We start from the raw sequence: 17,043 nt of genomic DNA on the forward strand, positions 1-17,043 counted from the left end.
GCCAGCGCCACGCCGAAAAATAGTGATGAAAATCACTGGCCTATCAGGCCGGCATGCCACATGATTGCTCTGACGCATCACGTACGCCGCATAACGCAAGCCCGGAGACACCACATGACAAAGGCCTCGGCCCGCACCCGCATTGGCGCATCCCGGGCCGCGGCCGCTCTGGCAGTGTCTTCCCTAATGGCCTTGTCCGGATGCGGCATCGCCGCCTACTCCCCCGGGATGTCCTCCGCGCCGGCGGCCGCCGCTGCGGGCCATCCGCAGGACGGCGGGCAGCCCGCCGCGGTGGCTGCCGGTGCCAAGGTCCGGAATCCGGCTAATGGCCGGCTGGAAGCGGTTCTCCCCGAGATCACCAGAACAGTCCTCCTGATTGGGGACTCGCAGTCCGAACCGGCCGACGGCTGGCCCCGCCAGGCACTTGCGGCAGCGGGGTACAAGGTCTACTTCTGCGGGCGCGGCGGCACCGGATTCGTCTCCTCCAACGGCAGCACCGGCAACTATGTGGATGCCCTCCTGGAAGGGGACTGGCTGCTACCTTCGGGAACTCCGGCCCTGATCGTCATCCAGGGCGGCGGCAATGACGCCGCCACCGGGGCAACTGACCGGCAGATCACCGGTAACGCGGAAAAGCTGATCGCTGAACTTCAGGCCCGCTACCCCGGCACCCGGATGGCGATGATCGGCACGTTGGCACGCGGCGCGGACCACGGCGGGGGGCGCCGCAGTGAGGTTGACGCCTTGCTCGGCTCGGTGGCGGCGGCCCACGGGCTGCCCTTTGTGTCAGTGGGCGACTGGCTCACCCGGTACGGCCTGGCCAAGGATCTCGCCGACGCAGTCCACATGAATGCCGCGGGCCGCCAGTCGCTTGGAGCGCTGCTGGAGCGCCGGCTGCGTGAACTTGGCCTGGACCGAAAGGCTACGCCTGACACCGCACCGCTGCTGGCCGCGGGTACGGGCGCCACAGGTGCAGTCCAGGATTAGGCGGCAAACAGCGCCACATACGAAAACGGCTGGAGCCGGGCCCATGGGCTCCGGCTCCAGCCGTTCGTTTCTATAAGTGCTGCTACGCCACTTCGGGCGGAAGCATCAGCTTGGCGCCGGGGATGGCGTTGAGCAGCGCCTTTGTGTACTCCTGCCGTGGTGATTCGAAGACGTCATCCGTGGAGCCGGTCTCCACCAGGCGCCCCTTCTCCATGACACACACATGGTCCGCAATCTGCCGGACCACCGCAAGGTCGTGCGTGATGAAGAGATAGGTCAGCCCAAGGTTCGCCTGGAGATCGGCCAGCAGGTTGAGGACCTGTGCCTGGACCAGCACGTCCAAAGCGGACACCGCCTCGTCACAGATGATCACCTCGGGATCCAGTGCCAGCGCCCGGGCAATGGCAACACGCTGCCGCTGCCCGCCGGAGAGCTCGTTCGGGTACCGCTGCATGGCGGACTGCGGCAGCGCCACCTGGTCCAGCAGTTCCCGGACCTTCTTCTCCCGGCTCGCCTGGTTGCCGATCTTGTGGACCCGCAAGGGCTCTTCGATGGTGCGGAAGATGTTGTACATCGGGTCCAGGGAGCCGTACGGATCCTGGAAAATCGGCTGCACGCGCCGCCGGAATTTGAACAGTTCCTGCGACTTGAGCAGCGAGGTGTCCACGCCATCGAACAGGATCCTGCCGTCCGTGGGCTTCTCAAGCTGGAGCACCATCTTGGCCACCGTGGACTTGCCCGAACCGGACTCCCCCACAATCGCCGTCGTGGTTCCACGCTGGACGTCAAAGCTCACGCCGTCCACCGCCGCGAAGTCCGTCGCCTTCCCGAAGCCTTGGCGGAGCTTGTACACCTTCCGCAGGTCCTGGATCTGCAGGACGTTATCCGCGACGGCAGTCTCGGCAGCGGGAGCCAGCAGGTCCGCCGTCTCCACACCCTGTTCCTTGGCGGCCTGGATGCGCCGGCTTGCCAGGGACGGTGCCGACTCGACAAGCCTCCTGGTGTAGGGGTGCTGCGGGTTTCGCAGCAGTTCCAGCGACGGTCCTGCCTCCACCACCCGGCCCTGGTACATCACCACCACCTTGTCGGCGCGTTCTGCTGCCAGCCCAAGGTCGTGGGTGATGAGCAGCACCGAGGTGCCCAGGTCGGTGGTCATGGTGTCCAGGTGGTCCAGGATCTGCCGCTGCACCGTCACGTCCAGGGCCGACGTCGGCTCATCGGCGATGAGCAGCCGCGGCTGGCACGAAAGGCCGATGGCGATCAGGGCACGCTGGCGCATGCCGCCCGAGAACTCATGCGGGTACTGGTTGGCACGGCGTTTGGCGTCCGGCAGGCCCGCCTCGGACAGCACCCGGGCGATGTCCTCCGGTCCGCTGGGCCGCCCGTTGGCACGCAGGGTTTCCCGGACCTGGTAGCCGATCTTCCACACCGGGTTCAGGTTGGACATGGGGTCCTGGGGCACCATGCCGATGGTGTTTCCGCGCAGTTCGATCATGCGCTGCTCGCTGGCGTGGGCGATGTCCTCGCCGTCGAGCAGGATCTGCCCGCCGGACACCCTGCCGTTGTTGGGAAGCAGTCCGATGGCCGCGAGCGCAGTGGTGGATTTACCGGAGCCGGACTCCCCCACAATCGCCACCGTTTCGCCGGGCATGATGCTCAGGTGAGCATTGCGGACCGCCTGGACGTCGCCGCCGCCGGTCTTGAACGTGATGGCGAGGTCGCGGATTTCCAGCAGCGGCCTGACGCCGGTGGTGCCGGCTTCATCGATGCGGACTTCTGGAGTTGTCATCTCTTTATCTCTCATCGCTGACGGCTCTTGGGGTCGAGGGCGTCACGGACCGCGTCGCCCAGCATGATGAAGCTCAACACCGTGATGGACAGTGCAGCAGCGGGGTACAGCATGATCTCCGGGCTGGTCCTGATGGACGCCTGCGCACCGGCGATGTCATTGCCCCAGGACATGATGCTCTGCGGCAGGCCGATACCCAGGAAGGACAGGGTTGCCTCGGCCACGATGAAGACACCCAGTTCCAGGGTGGCCAGCACGATGATCGGGGCGAGGGCATTTGGCAACACGTGCCGCACCAGCGCCCCGAATTTGGAGACGCCCAGCGCACGGGCAGCGGTGACGAAATCCGCGTTGCGCACTTCGATCACGGCGCCACGGGTAATCCGCGCCATCTGGGGCCACGCCAGGAGCGAGATGACAAACACCACTGTCCACACACTCTTGTTCTCGCGGAACAGGGGCAGCTGCGTGATGACCAGCGCGCCCAGGATCAGCGGAAGGGCGAAGAAGATATCACCGAGGCGGGCGAGCACTGAATCGATCCAGCCACCGTAGTAGCCGGCAAGTGCACCAATGGTCACTCCAATCACCAGCACGCACAGCACCGAGAGCACACCCACGGACATGGATGCCTGGGTGCCGTGGATCACGCGTGAGTAGACGTCGCAGCCCTGGAACGTGAAGCCAAACGGATGGCCGGCGGTGGGTCCGCCTTCCGAGTTGGCCAGTTCGCAGCCGGCATTCGGAGCTACCGAGGTGAAGAGTCCGGGGAACAGTGCCACCACGGTGAGGGCAAGGATGAGCAGCGCCGAGATGATGAACAGCGGACGACGGCGGAGCTTGCGCCATGCGTCGGACCACAGGCTAAGCGGTGCCTGGTCAGTCTTGACCGCGTCCGTTGCCAGCAGCGGGGTTTCGTCAATGGGCGCCACGAAGTGGCTGTTGTTACTGGTCATAGCGGATCCTCGGGTCAAGCCAGGCGTACAGGAGATCGACGAGCAGGTTGGCCACCACGAACACCAGCACCAGAACGCTGACGATGGAAACGATGGTGGGTCCCTCGCTGCGGAGGACGGCCTGGTAGAGCTTGTTGCCGACGCCCGGCACGTTGAAAATGCCTTCGGTCACGATCGCGCCGCCCATCAGTCCGCCAAGGTTGGCGCCCAGATAGGTCACCACCGGAATCAGCGAGTTGCGCAGGATGTGCGCCAGGACCACCCGCGGCCGGGACAGGCCCTTCGCCGTTGCGGTCCGGACGTAGTCGGCGTTCATGTTTTCGCTGACAGAAGCGCGGGTCAGGCGAAGCACGTACGCAAAGGATACGAGGCCCAGGACCACCGCCGGCAGCAGCAGGCTGCCCCAGTCGGCGTTGGCACCAACGGTGGGCTTGGCCCACCCGAGCTGGACACCGAAGACGAGCTGGAATACGAAGCCAAGGACGAACGTGGGGACGGCGATGACCACGAGGGACGCCACCAGGACGGTGGAGTCGAACCAGCCGCCGCGGCGCAGCCCGGCAAAAACGCCGAAGGCAACGCCGAAAATGGCCTGGATGGCCAGGGCTTCTATGGCCAGCATCGCAGTCACGGGAAAGACACGCGCCAGGCTTGCCGATATGGGCTGGCCGGTGAAGTCGTTGCCGAGGTTGGAGGTGAAGAGGTTCTGCAGGAAGAGGCCGTACTGGACCCAGAACGGCTCGTCCAGGTGGTACTGGCTGCGCAGGGTATCGATGACGGCTTGCGGTGGCTGCCGGTCGCCGAAGAGCGCCGCGATGGGGTCGCCGGGCAGGGCGAACACCATGTAATAGACCAGAAGCGTGGTGCCGATGAAGACGGGGATCACCTGGAGCAGTCGGCGCAGGATAAAGCGGACCACGGGATCACCAACCTTCCGGATGGGAAGTAAACAGGTTCATGGGTGCCTTCCTGCCGTTGCAAGCCAATGGGGGCCCGGCCGTGACCGGACCCCCATCTGCCTGGCGGCAAGTTAGATCTGGGACTACTTTGCCGTGATGTCGAAGTAGCGGATGCCGCCGTTCCAGCCGGTCTCGGCCTTCACAACGTTGTTGCTCCAGACAATGGCGCGTGCCTGGTCCCAGAGCGGCAGACCCGGAAGGTCCTCAAAGAGGATCTCCTGTGCCTGGTTGAACTTCGCGTTGGCCTCGTCCGTGGACTTGGCGGCGAGGCCTTCCTGGAGGAGCTTGTCGAACTCGGGGTTCGTGTACTTCTCGTAGTTGGAAGAGGCGTTCGTGGCCCAGATCGGTCCCAGGAAGTTGTACAGCGACGGGTAGTCACCCTGCCAGCCGGCGCGGGTCAGGCCCGGGAGCTCCTGGGACTTGCGCAGGTTCAGCACTTCGGCGAACTTGGCGAAGGGCTGGATTTCAGCCTCGATGCCGAGGTTGTTCTTGAAGCCGTTGGCTACGGCGTCGATCCATTCCTTGTTGCCACCATCGGTGTTGGAGGCAATCTGGAGCGGCTTGGAGTCGTCGTACGGCTGGATCTTTTCAGCCTGTTCCCACAGGTCCTTCGCCTTGGCGGCGTCGAACGTAAGAACTTCGCTGCCCTTGATCCCTTCTTCAAACCCTTCGATAACCGGCGGGACGAAGGCCTTTGCCGGGGTGCGGGTTCCGTTGAAGATCACCTTGCAGATTTCTTCGCGGTTGATGGCGTAGGAGAGTGCCTGGCGGCGGAGCTTGCCTGCTTCACCCTGGAAGTTCGGGTTGTAGCCCGGGATGTTCAAGGTGGAGTTGGTGGCAGTCGCCTTGGTGGCGTTGCGGTCCGGGAAGTCCGTGGTGTAGGTCTTCAGTGCGTTGGACGGGAGAACATCCGTGACATCCAGGTTGTCGGACTGCAGGTCGGTGTAGGCCGGGCCCGGATCGGTGTAGAACTTGAAGTTCACGCCACCGTTCTTCGCCTCGCGGGGACCGGTGTAGTCAGGGTTCTTGACCAGGGAGATGGACTGGTCGTGGACCCAGGCACCCTCTTTTTCCATCTTGTACGGGCCGTTGCCCACCGGATTCTCGCCGAAGGCCTTCGGGTCGGCCAGTGCCGCGGAAGGAAGCGGGAAGAAGGCGGAGTAGCCAAGGCGCAGCGACCAGTCAGCCTCCGGCTGCGCAAGCTTCACCGTGATGGTGGAATCATCGGTGGCAACCAGGCCGGACATGGTTTCGGCCGTGGGTGCAGGAGTGGTGGTCTTTTTGCCGTCAGCACTGGTTTCCTCGGTGACGGCGGAAACTTCCTCGTACCCGGCAATTGACTCAAAGAAGAAGCTGTTGATCTGCAGGTTCTTCGAGTTCGCGGCGAAGTTCCAGGAATCAACAAACGTCTTGGCAGTGATTTCCTCGCCGTTGGTGAACTTCTGGCCCTGCTTGACCTTGATGGTCCAGTTCTGGGCGTCCGCGGATTCAATGGATTCCGCCAGGGCTTCGACCGGCTTGCCTGAGGCGTCGTACGTCCGAAGTCCTTCAAACAGCAGCTCCACCACCCGGCCGCCGTAGACTTCGTTGGTTGCGGCCGGCAGCAACGGGTTCTGTGGTTCGTTGCTGTAGGCGGTGATGACCTTGTTGGGATCGCCGGCGGTGTCGCCGCCCCCTTCGGTGGTGCCGCCTCCAGCGCCGCACCCGGTCAGGGCCAGCGCGGCAATTGCCACGATGCCCAGTGCTTTGGAAGTGCGCGTGAAACGCATTCCGCCTCCTATGAGTTGTGGGAGATATCGAGGGGAATCTTGTGCTTCCCCGTAAGCCCGGCACAGCGTTTTACTGTGACGCAACTTACATATAACGAGTAGCCTAACCGCACGAAGTCCAGATACTGGTACTCCGTTGCCAAACCGTGACCGGGTCACTCCGACGTGATAGCCGGTGAACGGAAGTTGTGCAAGTCACATGCTACTCGCCGGTAGCTCCGACGGCGAATCGGGCGTGGCGAGTCCCACAAGGCCCCCTGCAGGGTGCTGCTGGAAGCACAAGCCACTAGGAGGCCAGGCGCCACTCCCACACGTTCCACCAGACTCCGAGGGGTCCGGAGCTCGATTTCACTCCGGTGATCCGGGGGCCGAATGCGGTGGTGCCAATGGTTTGGTACAGCGGGAGTCCGTAGGCGTTCTCCCAGATGCGTCGGTCGATCTCAGCAAGTAGTTCGTCCTGTTTGCCAAGGTCCGTGGTCCGGGCCAACTGTTCCATGGCCTTGTCCGCGTCGGCGTCGGAAAATCCGTTAAAGTTGCTGCCCGAGCCGGTGCGGAAGATCTGGGGAACCCGGCTGACTCCGGCCCCGGTCCCGATCCAGCCCAGCAGCGCAGCGTCATAACCCGACCCGCCCAGGGACTTTGCCCAGTCCGCACTGCTTTGCCCGCCGTCGACCACTTGGAACCCGGCCTGGGCCGCCGAGTCCCTGATCAGGGCAAAGGCTTCGGCGCGGTTGGGATTGTCCCTGTTGTACAGGATTCTGACCGTGGGGGTGTCGCCGTCCAGGAGCGCCCTGGCAGCCTCGATGTCCACCTCAGCGAAGTCGGAAGATCCGTTGTTCTTCACCGTGTCCGGGTATTTAGGCTGCGCCGGAAGGAAGACGTGGGAATCGAGCGGTTTGGCGTCGGGAACCAGGTCTCCCACGACGGCGTCAACGATCGCCTGGCGTGGAACTGTCTTCAGGAAAGCCTCGCGGACGTCTTCCTGGGCAAAGGGGCCGGAGAAAATGAGGTCCAGGTGGTCGTAGCCGGACTGGTTGTACCGCTCCAGGGTGTTGCCCTGCTCGGCGAGGCCAGCGAAAAGATCCTCCGTGCCGGCGGACGGCTGCGGCGAGATGATGTCCACCTGACCGTTCCGGAGGGCGTCAACCGCAGCAGGGAGGGCACCCGTGAAACGGATGGTGATTTCATCGAGCCAGGGTTCGGCTCCCCAGACGTAATCGCGGTTGCGGACGAGCCTCATGGAAACCTCCGGAACAATGTCTCTCACAATGTAGGGGCCGCTGGAGAGGTAAAGGGCCGGATCATCGGGGAGGGACTTCGTGTCGAAGCCGGAGTTCCAGAAATCGGCCACCCTCTTCAGCTCAGCGTTGACGGCGGGCTTTTCGGGGTCGCCCCGGGGTGAGTCCCGGATCAGGTCAATCAGGTCCTCTTCATCATTCAGCCCGCTCTTCGCGGCAACGACGTGCGCCGGCAGCCCGACGTCGAACGCGACTTCCCAGTCGGCGTACGGCGTGGCGTACTCCAAGGTGATGGACCGCCGGTCGTCCCCGAGTTCGGGCAAGACCGTGCCTGCCAGGCCGCCGGTGTCCGAGGCGACGGAGAAGTACTTGGTCCCTGCTCCCGTCATGGGATCGGCATCGTCAAAATAACCTGAACCGGCCGCCCAGCTCAGGAGCAGGTCCCCGGCGTCGATCGCTTCACCGTCGGACCATTTGACGCCCTCATTAACGGTGTACTTCACCTTCAACGGCTCGTCGGAGACCTTCTCGAACCGCCCGAACTTGTCGTTGCGCAGCACCGCGGCGCTGTCATCCAGGTAATAGAACCCGGAGTGGGTGATGTACCCGACCTTGGAGTTGATGTCGGTGTTGCCGTCGGCGCTGTAAGGGTTGAAGGACGAGAACGCGTTGACCTCGGCAACATTGGCGACGCCGCCCCGCTTGGCCTCCCCCACCACAACGGGGGTACTGCCGCCAGCGCCGGAGCAGCCGGAAAGAACCAGCGCAGCCGCCACCGCCGCGGTGATGTAGTGCATCAGACGCCTGACCGGCATGCCGCCTCCTCGTATTTTCCCTCCGGGAGGGGGACCTGGAGTCGCCAGGATCACGCCCTCCATAGTCAGGATAAGGTGTCCGCCCAGTCCGGCGGCGAATCGGCTCAGACGTTGAAGCGGAACTCCACCACGTCGCCGTCAGCCATGACGTATTCCTTGCCTTCGATCCGGACCTTGCCGCGGGACTTTGCTTCAGCCATGGAGCCTGCATCCACGAGGTCTTCGAAGGACACCACCTCGGCCTTGATGAAGCCGCGCTGGAAATCGGAGTGGATCACGCCGGCGGCCTGGGGAGCCGTGTCGCCCTGGTGGATGGTCCAGGCGCGTGCTTCCTTTGGCCCTGCGGTGAGGTAGGTCTGCAGCCCAAGGGTGTGGAACCCGACGCGTGCCAGCTGGTCCAGCCCTGACTCGTCCTGGCCGTTCATCTCCAGCATTTCGCGGGCTTCTTCCTCGTCCAGTTCCACGAGGTCGGATTCGAGCTTGGCGTCAAGGAAGATGCAGTCAGCCGGGGCCACCATGGCCCGCAGTTCCTCCTGCTTTTCCGGGCTGCCCAGGATTCCTTCGTCCGCGTTGAACACGTAGATAAAGGGCTTGGCCGTGAGCAGGCTGAGCTCCTTGAGGTGCTCCATCTCCAGCTTATCGCTCTTGATGGACGAGTAGATGGTGTCGCCGCGTTCCAGCACCGCCTGGGCAGCCTTGATGGCGGCAAGCTCGGCAGCTTCCCGCTTCTTGATCTTGACCTCTTTTTCGATCCGGGGAATAGCCTTCTCGATGGTCTGCAGGTCGGCGAGGATCAGCTCGGTGTTGATGGTTTCCATGTCCGAGCGGGGGTCCACCTTGCCGTCAACGTGGATCACGTCGGGGTCGTCGAACACCCGCACCACTTCGGCGATGGCTTCGGCCTCGCGGATATTGGCCAGGAACTGGTTGCCCAGCCCTTCCCCCTCGGATGCGCCCTTGACGATGCCGGCGATGTCCACGAAGGAGACCGCGGCCGGAAGCACGCGCTGCGATCCGAAGATGCCGGCCAGCTTGTCCAGCCGCGGGTCCGGCAGGTTCACGACGCCCACGTTCGGTTCGATGGTGGCGAACGGATAGTTCGCGGCCAGGACCTGGTTGCGGGTAAGCGCGTTGAAGAGAGTTGATTTGCCGACGTTGGGCAGTCCGACGATGCCAATAGTAAGAGCCACGAGCATTGATTCTACCCGCAGGGCACCCGCGGCCTGTACCGGCGGATGTCATTGCCCCGGATTGTCAGAGCCCCATGCAACAGTGAGGGCATGGATGTTTTTGCGTTGATTCTTGCCTTGTTCATGCTGCTTCTGGGTGCCTTAGCCGGTGCTGCAGCCACGTATTTTGCACTGCGGAAGAACTCGCATGCCCTTGAGGCGGATTTCGACGCCGTCTCGTCCCGGCTGTCCGAAGTCAGCGCCCAATTCGCCGCGGCCGACGCCGAGCGCCGGCTTTTGGCCGCACAGAACCGGGAGCTGGGCGAGGCACGGACGCAGGACGGTAGTGTGCTCCGTGCCCTTGCACCCGTTGCGGAGAAGCTCTCCGCGGTGCAGCAGCAGGTGGCGCTGCTGGAGCGCGACCGGGTGGAACAGTACGGCCAGCTTGCGCAGCAGCTCCAGGAAGCCAGGCTCTCGGACGAACAGCTGATCAGGTCCACGCACGCACTTGAGTCCGCCCTGCGCTCCAACAGTGCACGCGGCCAGTGGGGCGAGGTGCAGCTGCGGCGCGTGGTGGAAGCCTCCGGGATGCTGCGGCACGTGGATTTCGTGGAACAGGTCCACAGCGCCGGTGGTGATTCGGCGGTCCGCCCCGACCTTGTGGTCCAGCTCCCCGGCGACAAGCAGCTGGTGGTTGATGCCAAGGTTCCGTTGTCGTCCTATCTGGAGGCCCAGGAACTGGGAGCGGCCGACGCCCGGCACGGGCAGCAGGGCATGACCACCGCAATCGACCGCCGAAACCAGCAATCGCTGCTGGCAGCGCACGCGAAGGCGCTCCGGGCCCACGTGGACTCGCTCAGCAACAAGAGGTACTGGGATATCCCCGGCAACTCCCCCGAACTGGTGATCTGCTTCATCCCGGCCGAGTCCATCCTGGCCGCGGCGCTGACGGCGGACGCGGAACTCCTGGACCACGCCCTATCGAGGAACGTGGTCCTGGCCTCACCCAGCACCCTGCTGGCCGTCCTGAAATCGGTCGCCTTCACGTGGCGGCAGGACGTGCTGACGGACAGCGCCCGGGAACTGTTCGACCTGGCGAGGCAGCTCTACGACCGCATGGGAACACTGGGCGAGAACGTCACCAAGCTGGGATCATCGCTGAAAACCTCGGTGGACCGCTACAACGCCATGGTCGGCACGCTGGAAGCACGGGTCCTTCCCACGGCCCGGAAGCTGAACACACTCGAAGAGTCAGGTTTGACCGCCCCGCCGGCCGTGGAGGTCACGCCACGCGCCCTCGCCGCTCCGGAACTCCAGCACGACGAGGCAGCCGCCTAGGACGATACATCCAAGACGGGGGCGCCGCTGCCGGGGTGAACCCGGCGGCGGACGGCGTCAGCTGCGCGGCCTGCGCCCGCCGAGCGCGCGGCTGACGTCACCGGCCTGCTTCAGGGTCGCGCGGAGCTCCTTGGGCAGCGAGAAGAGAAGGTCTTCCTCCGCTGTGACCACTTCCTCGACGGTGCCGTAACCGTAATCGGCCAGCAGCCGGAGCACGTCCTGCACCAGCACCTCCGGCACCGATGCCCCGGACGTCACGCCCACGGTGGCCACGCCTTCGAACCAGGCTTCGTCCACCTCGTTGGCGAAGTCCACCCGGTAGGAAGCCTTGGCCCCGTATTCAAGGGCCACCTCCACGAGCCTGACGGAGTTGGACGAGTTCGCCGAGCCAACCACGATTACCAGGTCCGCCTGGGGCGAGATCTTCTTGATGGCCACCTGCCGGTTGGTGGTGGCGTAGCAGATGTCGTCGCTGGGGGGATCCTGGAGGGTAGGGAACCGCTCCTTGAGCAGCCGTACGGTCTCCATGGTCTCGTCAACACTCAGGGTGGTCTGCGAAAGCCAGATGACCTTTTCGGGATCGCGGACCGTGACCTTGTCCACCTCGTGGGGGCCGTTGATGATCTGGATGTGCTCCGGCGCTTCGCCTGCTGTCCCTTCGACTTCTTCATGGCCGTCGTGGCCGATGAGGAGGATGTCGAAGTCGTCCTTGGCGAACCGGACTGCCTCCTTGTGGACCTTGGTCACCAGCGGGCAGGTGGCATCGATGGTGCGCAGTCCCCGTTCCTCGGCTGATTCCACCACGGCTGGAGAAACGCCGTGGGCGGAAAAGATGACCAGGGCACCCTCGGGCACTTCGTCGGTCTCGTCCACGAAGATTGCGCCTTTTTCCTCCAGGGACGTGACCACGTGGACGTTGTGCACAATCTGCTTCCGCACGTACACCGGAGGACCATAGTGTTCCAGCGCCTTCTCAACGGCGATCACCGCGCGGTCAACACCGGCGCAATAGCCGCGCGGAGCGGCCAGCAGCACTCTCTTGGTTCCTGCGACGGGGGCTGCCGCTGCTACTTCCTCAGGGGAGCGGCGCCTACGCGGGATGGTGGGCATCGAAAGGGAAACAGCTGAGGAGGTCATTTCTCCATGCTACCGGGTTGCCCGCGGCCGCCTTCGCGATGAGATTCCGGCCACAATGCCCAGCAGTAGCAGCAGCCCGCCGGTGATGGCCGCGCCCGCCGTCCATGCCGCGAAGTCAGTGTTGGCTGCGGCCACGAACTCATCCCGGAACATGTTGGCAACCTCATTTCCGGTGTCCGCGGCCAGTGCCTGGGCCGCACCCACCTGCGCGCCCACCGCCCAAAGACCTGCAAGCAGCAGCCCGCCAATTCCGGCGCCCACCAGCACGGTCCAACGCCGTCGTGCCGCCACGAGGGCCAGGAGGAAGGCGATGCCTGAACCGACGGCGAGCATGTAGCCCATGGGGGCATAAGTGGCCAGCCGCTCGGTCCACTCCCGTTGTTCGGGCTGGCCAACGTTGATCAGGGTTTCCCCCGGCGGATCGAGCGGAAGGCCGGTTGCCCGGGAAATTTCCCCGGCACCCAGCGCCACCAGCGGGGCCACGTCAAGAGTCAGCGAGGAGACGGACCCGGATGGGTCTGGCTCCGCCGCGGCCTCCGGGAAGCTGAGGCGGTGGCTTTTGCGCAATGTTTCCTCCCAGGCGGCGGGGTATCCCGGGAGCCCGGACAGCGACGTGGCCGCATCCTCCAGCACTGGCTGGACCAGATCGGACAGGAACCCCGGAACTGCGCTGGTGTCGATGGTTCCCACGGCCGCAGCGGCCAGCTGCTGCTGGAATTCGGCGTTTCTTCCCAGGGGCGCCGCCAGCCCCACGAAGCCGTCCTCCTGGACGATGCTTCGGTCAAGCCAGATGGCCGGAACAGCAACAGCGGCCAGCAGGACACCCAGCACGGTGGCGACGGCGGAAACGAAAGTGCGCACAGCAGATCCTTCGGGTTGATGGCGGTAGACCCATCCTAGGCAAGGATCCTGGCCGGGCGCTGTCAGTCCCGCGTGCTACAGCTTATGGATAAGGTTGAATAACCGCCGCACAACAGACGAAGGACCCCATGCCCGCAGCTCCAGCCCCGCAAGGGCGTTTGCATGTCTGACCAGGCTTCCCTTCCCGGCACCGCGCCCTCCACACTGCCCGCCACCGCTGCTGAAACCACCCCGGACAACCCGTGGCCGCTTCAGTTGCTCTCGCAAAAGCTCAAGGCCCACATCGACAGGACACCCTCGGCGTGGGTGGAAGGCCAGGTCATTGAACTGAACCGCCGCGGTACCAACGCCTACCTGACGCTGCGGGATGTTGATGCCGAAGTGTCCCTGCCGGCTTCGGTCTGGACCAAAGTACTGGAGCGCCAGAATCTGCCCCTGGAACGCGGATCACGCGTGGTGGCCCTGTTGAAGCCCGAGTTCTGGATTAAGACCGGACGGTTGAACATGCTGGTCAGGGACATCCGGCCGGTGGGCCTGGGTGACCTCCTGGCCCGGATTGAGAGGCTCCGGCAGGCCTTGTCCGCGGAGGGAATTTTCGCCGATTCCCGCAAGAAGCCACTCCCCCTGTTGCCACACCGCATCGGCCTTATTACTGGCCGGGATTCCGACGCCAAGAAGGACGTCCTGCGGAACGCTGCCCTGCGTTGGCCTGCGGTGGAGTTCGAAATCCGTGAAGTGGCTGTCCAGGGAAACACTGCAGTGTCCCAGATTGTCCGCGCCCTGCGGGAGCTCGACGCGCATCCCGTGGTGGACGTCATTGTCATCGCCCGCGGCGGAGGCGCACTTGAAGACCTGTTGCCCTTCAACAGCGAGGAGCTGGTCCGTGCTGTGGCGGCAGCAGCCACGCCTGTGGTGAGTGCCATCGGGCACGAGGCCGACCGGCCGCTGCTGGACGACGTTGCAGATTTGCGGGCGTCCACCCCCACCGACGCCGCGAAGCGTATCGTTCCGGAGGTTTCCGAGGAACTGGCGGGCGTCCGGCAGGCGCGGGAACAGCTGAGGCGCTGCATGGAGCGCATGGTGGACCGTGAAACGGACCGGCTCGCGTCGCTTCATTCCCGGCCGGTCCTGGCGTCACCGGAGGCACTGGTGACCGTCCGCAGCGAGGAAATTGAGCGGCTGCTGAGGCGGTCTTCCGCTGCCGTGAACTCCACGGTGGTACGCGCCGCCGATCAGCTGGAACACCTCAAGGCACAGGTGCGCGCGCTGTCGCCGCAGAAGACGCTGGACCGGGGGTACGCCGTCGTCGAACTCGCCGGGCAGCAGGCAGGACCGGCAGCGGTCGCCGGGCACGCAGTGGTCCGCCGCCCGGCTGATGCGCCGGCCGGTTCGCCGCTGTCCATCAGGGTGGCGGAGGGCCGCTTCGGTGCAACCTCCACCGGCGCAGGCGCATCCACTGATTCTGGCCAGGACAATCCGAACAACGGGAGAACCGCATGAGTGAGCAAAAGCCGGACGCCGGCACCGCAGGCCTGAGCTACGAGGAGGCCCGTGAGCGGCTCATCGCCGTCGTGGGCAGGCTCGAGGCCGGAGGCGCCAGCCTCGAAGAGTCGCTGGCGCTGTGGGAACGCGGTGAAGCCCTGGCCGCACGCTGCGAGGAGTGGCTCGAGGGGGCACGGAAGCGGCTGGCTGCCGCCCGCGACCAGCCGCTGTAAACGGGAAGCCATGCCGGGTAACGCGGAACCAGCCCGGTTCCCGTAACCAGCCGGCAGGGTTCAGGACCGAAGAATCAGCTCCCGCTCGGTGGAGACGTCAAACTCGGCCTTGGGCCATTCCAGGTTCAGTTCGGCAAGGGCACCCAGCAGCAGCTGCTGCACGGCGATCCGGGCGTACCACTTCTTGTTGGCCGGAACCACGTGCCATGGCGCATCCCTGGTGCTGGTCTCGTCAATGGCGTCCTGGTAGGCATTCATGTAGTCCTCCCAGAAGGCGCGCTCGTCGAGGTCGCCCCGGTTGTACTTCCAGTGCTTGGCGGGATTGTCCAGCCGGGCCAGCAGCCTGGCCTTCTGCTCCTCGCCGCTGATGTAGAGCATCACCTTCACCACTTTGGTCCCCGAGTCGGTGAGGCGCGTCTCGAATTCGTTGATGGCCACGTAGCGGCGCTTGATCTCGTCGGGGCTGGCCCAACCGTGCACCCGGTGGATCAGGACGTCCTCATAGTGGGAACGGTCGAAGACCCCCACCATGCCGGCCGCCGGCACTTCCTTCTCGATCCGCCAGAGAAAGTCATAGGACTTCTCCTCGTCCGTGGGCGCCTTAAAGGCCTTGAACTGGACGCCCTGCGGATCCATGGCGGCCATGACGTGCTTGACGATCCCGCCCTTGCCGGCGGTATCCATGGCCTGGAGGATCAGCAGGATCCGCTTGCGGCCGCCAAAACGGGACTCGGCGAACAGCTTTTCCTGCAGTTCGGTGAGCTCGTCGTCCATGTCGGCCAGCAGCAGCCTGCCGTCCTCCTTGGAGCCGCTGTAGCCCGGGGTGGAATCCGGATCGACGCCGGACAAGGAGAACCCGTCCCCTACCCGAAGGGTTTCAGAAGGATGCTGATCGAAGCGAATGACGCCGGCCATGGGAATTCCTTTCCGCGAAGTGCCACGGGACTCAAGCGCCCGTGAGCAAAGGCTAGTTCCCCTGATACCTGCTCAGGAAGTCCCCCATCCGGCCCACTGCCTCTTCGATGTCCTTGACGTTGGGCAGCGTGACCATGCGGAAGTGGTCCGGACGGACCCAGTTGAAGGCCCGGCCGTGGGATACCAGGATTTTCTGCTCCCTGAGGAGGTCCAGGACGAATTTCTCGTCATCGCGGATGTGGTAGACCTCAGGGTCAAGCTTCGGGAAGAGGTACAGGGCGCCGCGTGCCTGCTGGGTGCTGACACCGGGGATGGCGTTCAGCATGTCGTAGGCCTTGTTGCGCTGTTCCAGGAGGCGGCCGCCGGGCAGGATCAGGTCGTTGATGCTCTGGTACCCGCCCAGTGCGGTCTGGATGGCGTGCTGGGCCGGTACGTTGGCGCACAGTCGCATGTTGGCCAGCAGGCTGATGCCCTCCAGGTAGTCGGCCGCGTCCTTCTTGGGTCCCGAGATGGCCATCCATCCGGCGCGGTAACCGCACACCCGGTATGCCTTCGACAGTCCACTGAAGGTCAGGCAGAGAACGTGGTCACCGGTCAGTTTGGCCAGGTTCACGTGGACCGCATCCTCGTAGAGGATCTTTTCGTAGATCTCGTCAGCGAAGAGCACCAGGCCATGTTTCTCGGCAAGGGCCACGATGCGCTTCAGCGTCTCTTCGGGGTACACGGCGCCGGTGGGGTTGTTGGGGTTGATCACCACGATGCCCTTGGTCCGCGGCGTGATCTTGGCTTCGAGGTCTTCCAGGTCGGGCTGCCAGCCGGAGTCCTCGTCGCAGAGGTAGTGCACCGGCTTTCCGCTGGCCAACGCCACCGAGGCCGTCCACAGCGGGTAGTCGGGGGTGGGGATCAGGACTTCGTCGCCGTCGTCAAGCAGGGCCATCAGGGACATCGTGATGAGTTCACTGACGCCGTTCCCCAGGTAGATGTCGTCCACGTGGATGTTTTGGATGCCGCGGGTCTGGTAGTACTGCGAGACGGCAGTCCGGGCGGAAAAGATGCCCCGCGAATCGCTGTAGCCCTGGGCGTGGGGCAGGTGGCGGATCATGTCCACCAGGATGGCGTCCGGCGCTTCGAACCCAAACGGCGCGGGGTTGCCGATGTTCAGTTTGAGGATCCGGTGCCCCTCTGCCTCCATCTGCTGGGCCGCCTGGAGGATCGGTCCACGAATGTCGTAAAGGACGTTGTTGAGCTTCGTGGACTGCCTGAATTCTGCCATCCCTCAAATATGCCACAGGAAGGATGTGTCACCCGTGAGACCTCGCCCACACACGCACGACGGCGGCTGCCGGACTTTTCGAAGTCCGGCAGCCGCCGTCGTCATCACCTAAATACAGCGCC

General features: G+C 64.5%; 14 protein-coding genes. 4 read left to right on the top strand and 10 right to left on the bottom strand.

The window, feature by feature from the left end; genetic code table 11:
- The first annotated feature begins 114 nt into the window (after window positions 1–114).
- Window positions 115–987, top strand: coding sequence for an SGNH/GDSL hydrolase family protein (locus B5520_RS12285; RefSeq protein WP_079597341.1), 873 nt, complete (start codon window positions 115–117; stop codon window positions 985–987).
- An 82-nt stretch (window positions 988–1,069) separates the two neighbouring features.
- Here the strand turns inward: B5520_RS12285 and B5520_RS12290 are convergent, their stop codons facing one another.
- The 6 genes from B5520_RS12290 to ychF all read right to left on the bottom strand — a co-directional run bounded on the left by B5520_RS12290 (window position 1,070) and on the right by ychF (window position 9,703).
- A complete protein-coding gene (locus tag B5520_RS12290) occupies window positions 1,070–2,776 on the bottom strand; it encodes a dipeptide ABC transporter ATP-binding protein (RefSeq protein ID WP_079597342.1) in 1,707 nt (568 codons plus the stop codon).
- Between the two features lie 11 nt (window positions 2,777–2,787).
- On the bottom strand, window positions 2,788–3,732 hold the full coding sequence (locus B5520_RS12295; RefSeq protein WP_079597343.1) for an ABC transporter permease: 945 nt from the start codon (window positions 3,730–3,732) through the stop codon (window positions 2,788–2,790).
- The gene (locus B5520_RS12300) at window positions 3,722–4,651 is read right to left on the bottom strand and encodes an ABC transporter permease (RefSeq protein WP_079597344.1); all 930 of its coding nucleotides are present in this window, start codon (window positions 4,649–4,651) and stop codon (window positions 3,722–3,724) included. Before B5520_RS12300 ends, B5520_RS12295 begins: the two co-directional genes overlap by 11 nt.
- Before the next feature lie 123 nt (window positions 4,652–4,774).
- Window positions 4,775–6,460 (bottom strand): peptide ABC transporter substrate-binding protein, encoded by a 1,686-nt coding sequence (locus B5520_RS12305; RefSeq protein WP_079597345.1) that lies wholly within the window; start codon window positions 6,458–6,460, stop codon window positions 4,775–4,777.
- Window positions 6,461–6,746: 286 nt separating this feature from the next.
- Window positions 6,747–8,513, bottom strand: a complete 1,767-nt coding sequence (locus tag B5520_RS12310; protein WP_079597346.1) for an ABC transporter family substrate-binding protein — start codon at window positions 8,511–8,513, stop codon at window positions 6,747–6,749.
- A 104-nt stretch (window positions 8,514–8,617) separates the two neighbouring features.
- Entirely contained in the window at window positions 8,618–9,703 is a 1,086-nt protein-coding gene (gene ychF, locus B5520_RS12315; protein WP_079597431.1) for a redox-regulated ATPase YchF, read from the bottom strand.
- Window positions 9,704–9,793: 90 nt separating this feature from the next.
- Between ychF and B5520_RS12320 the strand changes: the two genes are divergently transcribed.
- On the top strand, window positions 9,794–11,020 hold the full coding sequence (locus B5520_RS12320; protein ID WP_079597347.1) for a DNA recombination protein RmuC: 1,227 nt from the start codon (window positions 9,794–9,796) through the stop codon (window positions 11,018–11,020).
- A 57-nt stretch (window positions 11,021–11,077) separates the two neighbouring features.
- Here the strand turns inward: B5520_RS12320 and B5520_RS12325 are convergent, their stop codons facing one another.
- Together B5520_RS12325 and B5520_RS12330 are read right to left on the bottom strand one after the other, a co-directional pair.
- Complete coding sequence (locus tag B5520_RS12325; protein ID WP_079597348.1) at window positions 11,078–12,157, bottom strand: 4-hydroxy-3-methylbut-2-enyl diphosphate reductase; 1,080 nt, start codon at window positions 12,155–12,157, stop codon at window positions 11,078–11,080.
- Window positions 12,158–12,166: 9 nt separating this feature from the next.
- Window positions 12,167–13,018: a hypothetical protein gene (locus tag B5520_RS12330; protein WP_079597349.1), complete on the bottom strand. Its 852-nt coding sequence runs from the start codon at window positions 13,016–13,018 to the stop codon at window positions 12,167–12,169.
- Between the two features lie 162 nt (window positions 13,019–13,180).
- Between B5520_RS12330 and xseA the strand changes: the two genes are divergently transcribed.
- Both xseA and B5520_RS12340 read left to right on the top strand, forming a co-directional pair.
- Entirely contained in the window at window positions 13,181–14,518 is a 1,338-nt protein-coding gene (gene xseA, locus B5520_RS12335; protein WP_079597350.1) for an exodeoxyribonuclease VII large subunit, read from the top strand.
- Window positions 14,515–14,733 (top strand): exodeoxyribonuclease VII small subunit, encoded by a 219-nt coding sequence (locus B5520_RS12340; RefSeq protein ID WP_079597351.1) that lies wholly within the window; start codon window positions 14,515–14,517, stop codon window positions 14,731–14,733. The genes xseA and B5520_RS12340 overlap by 4 nt, the downstream gene beginning before the upstream one ends.
- Window positions 14,734–14,793: 60 nt before the next feature.
- Here the strand turns inward: B5520_RS12340 and B5520_RS12345 are convergent, their stop codons facing one another.
- Both B5520_RS12345 and B5520_RS12350 read right to left on the bottom strand, forming a co-directional pair.
- Window positions 14,794–15,648 (bottom strand): polyphosphate kinase 2 family protein, encoded by an 855-nt coding sequence (locus B5520_RS12345; protein WP_079597352.1) that lies wholly within the window; start codon window positions 15,646–15,648, stop codon window positions 14,794–14,796.
- Between the two features lie 52 nt (window positions 15,649–15,700).
- The gene (locus tag B5520_RS12350; protein WP_079597353.1) at window positions 15,701–16,921 is read right to left on the bottom strand and encodes a pyridoxal phosphate-dependent aminotransferase; all 1,221 of its coding nucleotides are present in this window, start codon (window positions 16,919–16,921) and stop codon (window positions 15,701–15,703) included.
- Window positions 16,922–17,043 lie beyond the last annotated feature (122 nt).

The sequence above is a fragment of the Arthrobacter sp. P2b genome (assembly GCF_900168295.1).
Lineage (GTDB): Bacteria > Actinomycetota > Actinomycetes > Actinomycetales > Micrococcaceae > Arthrobacter.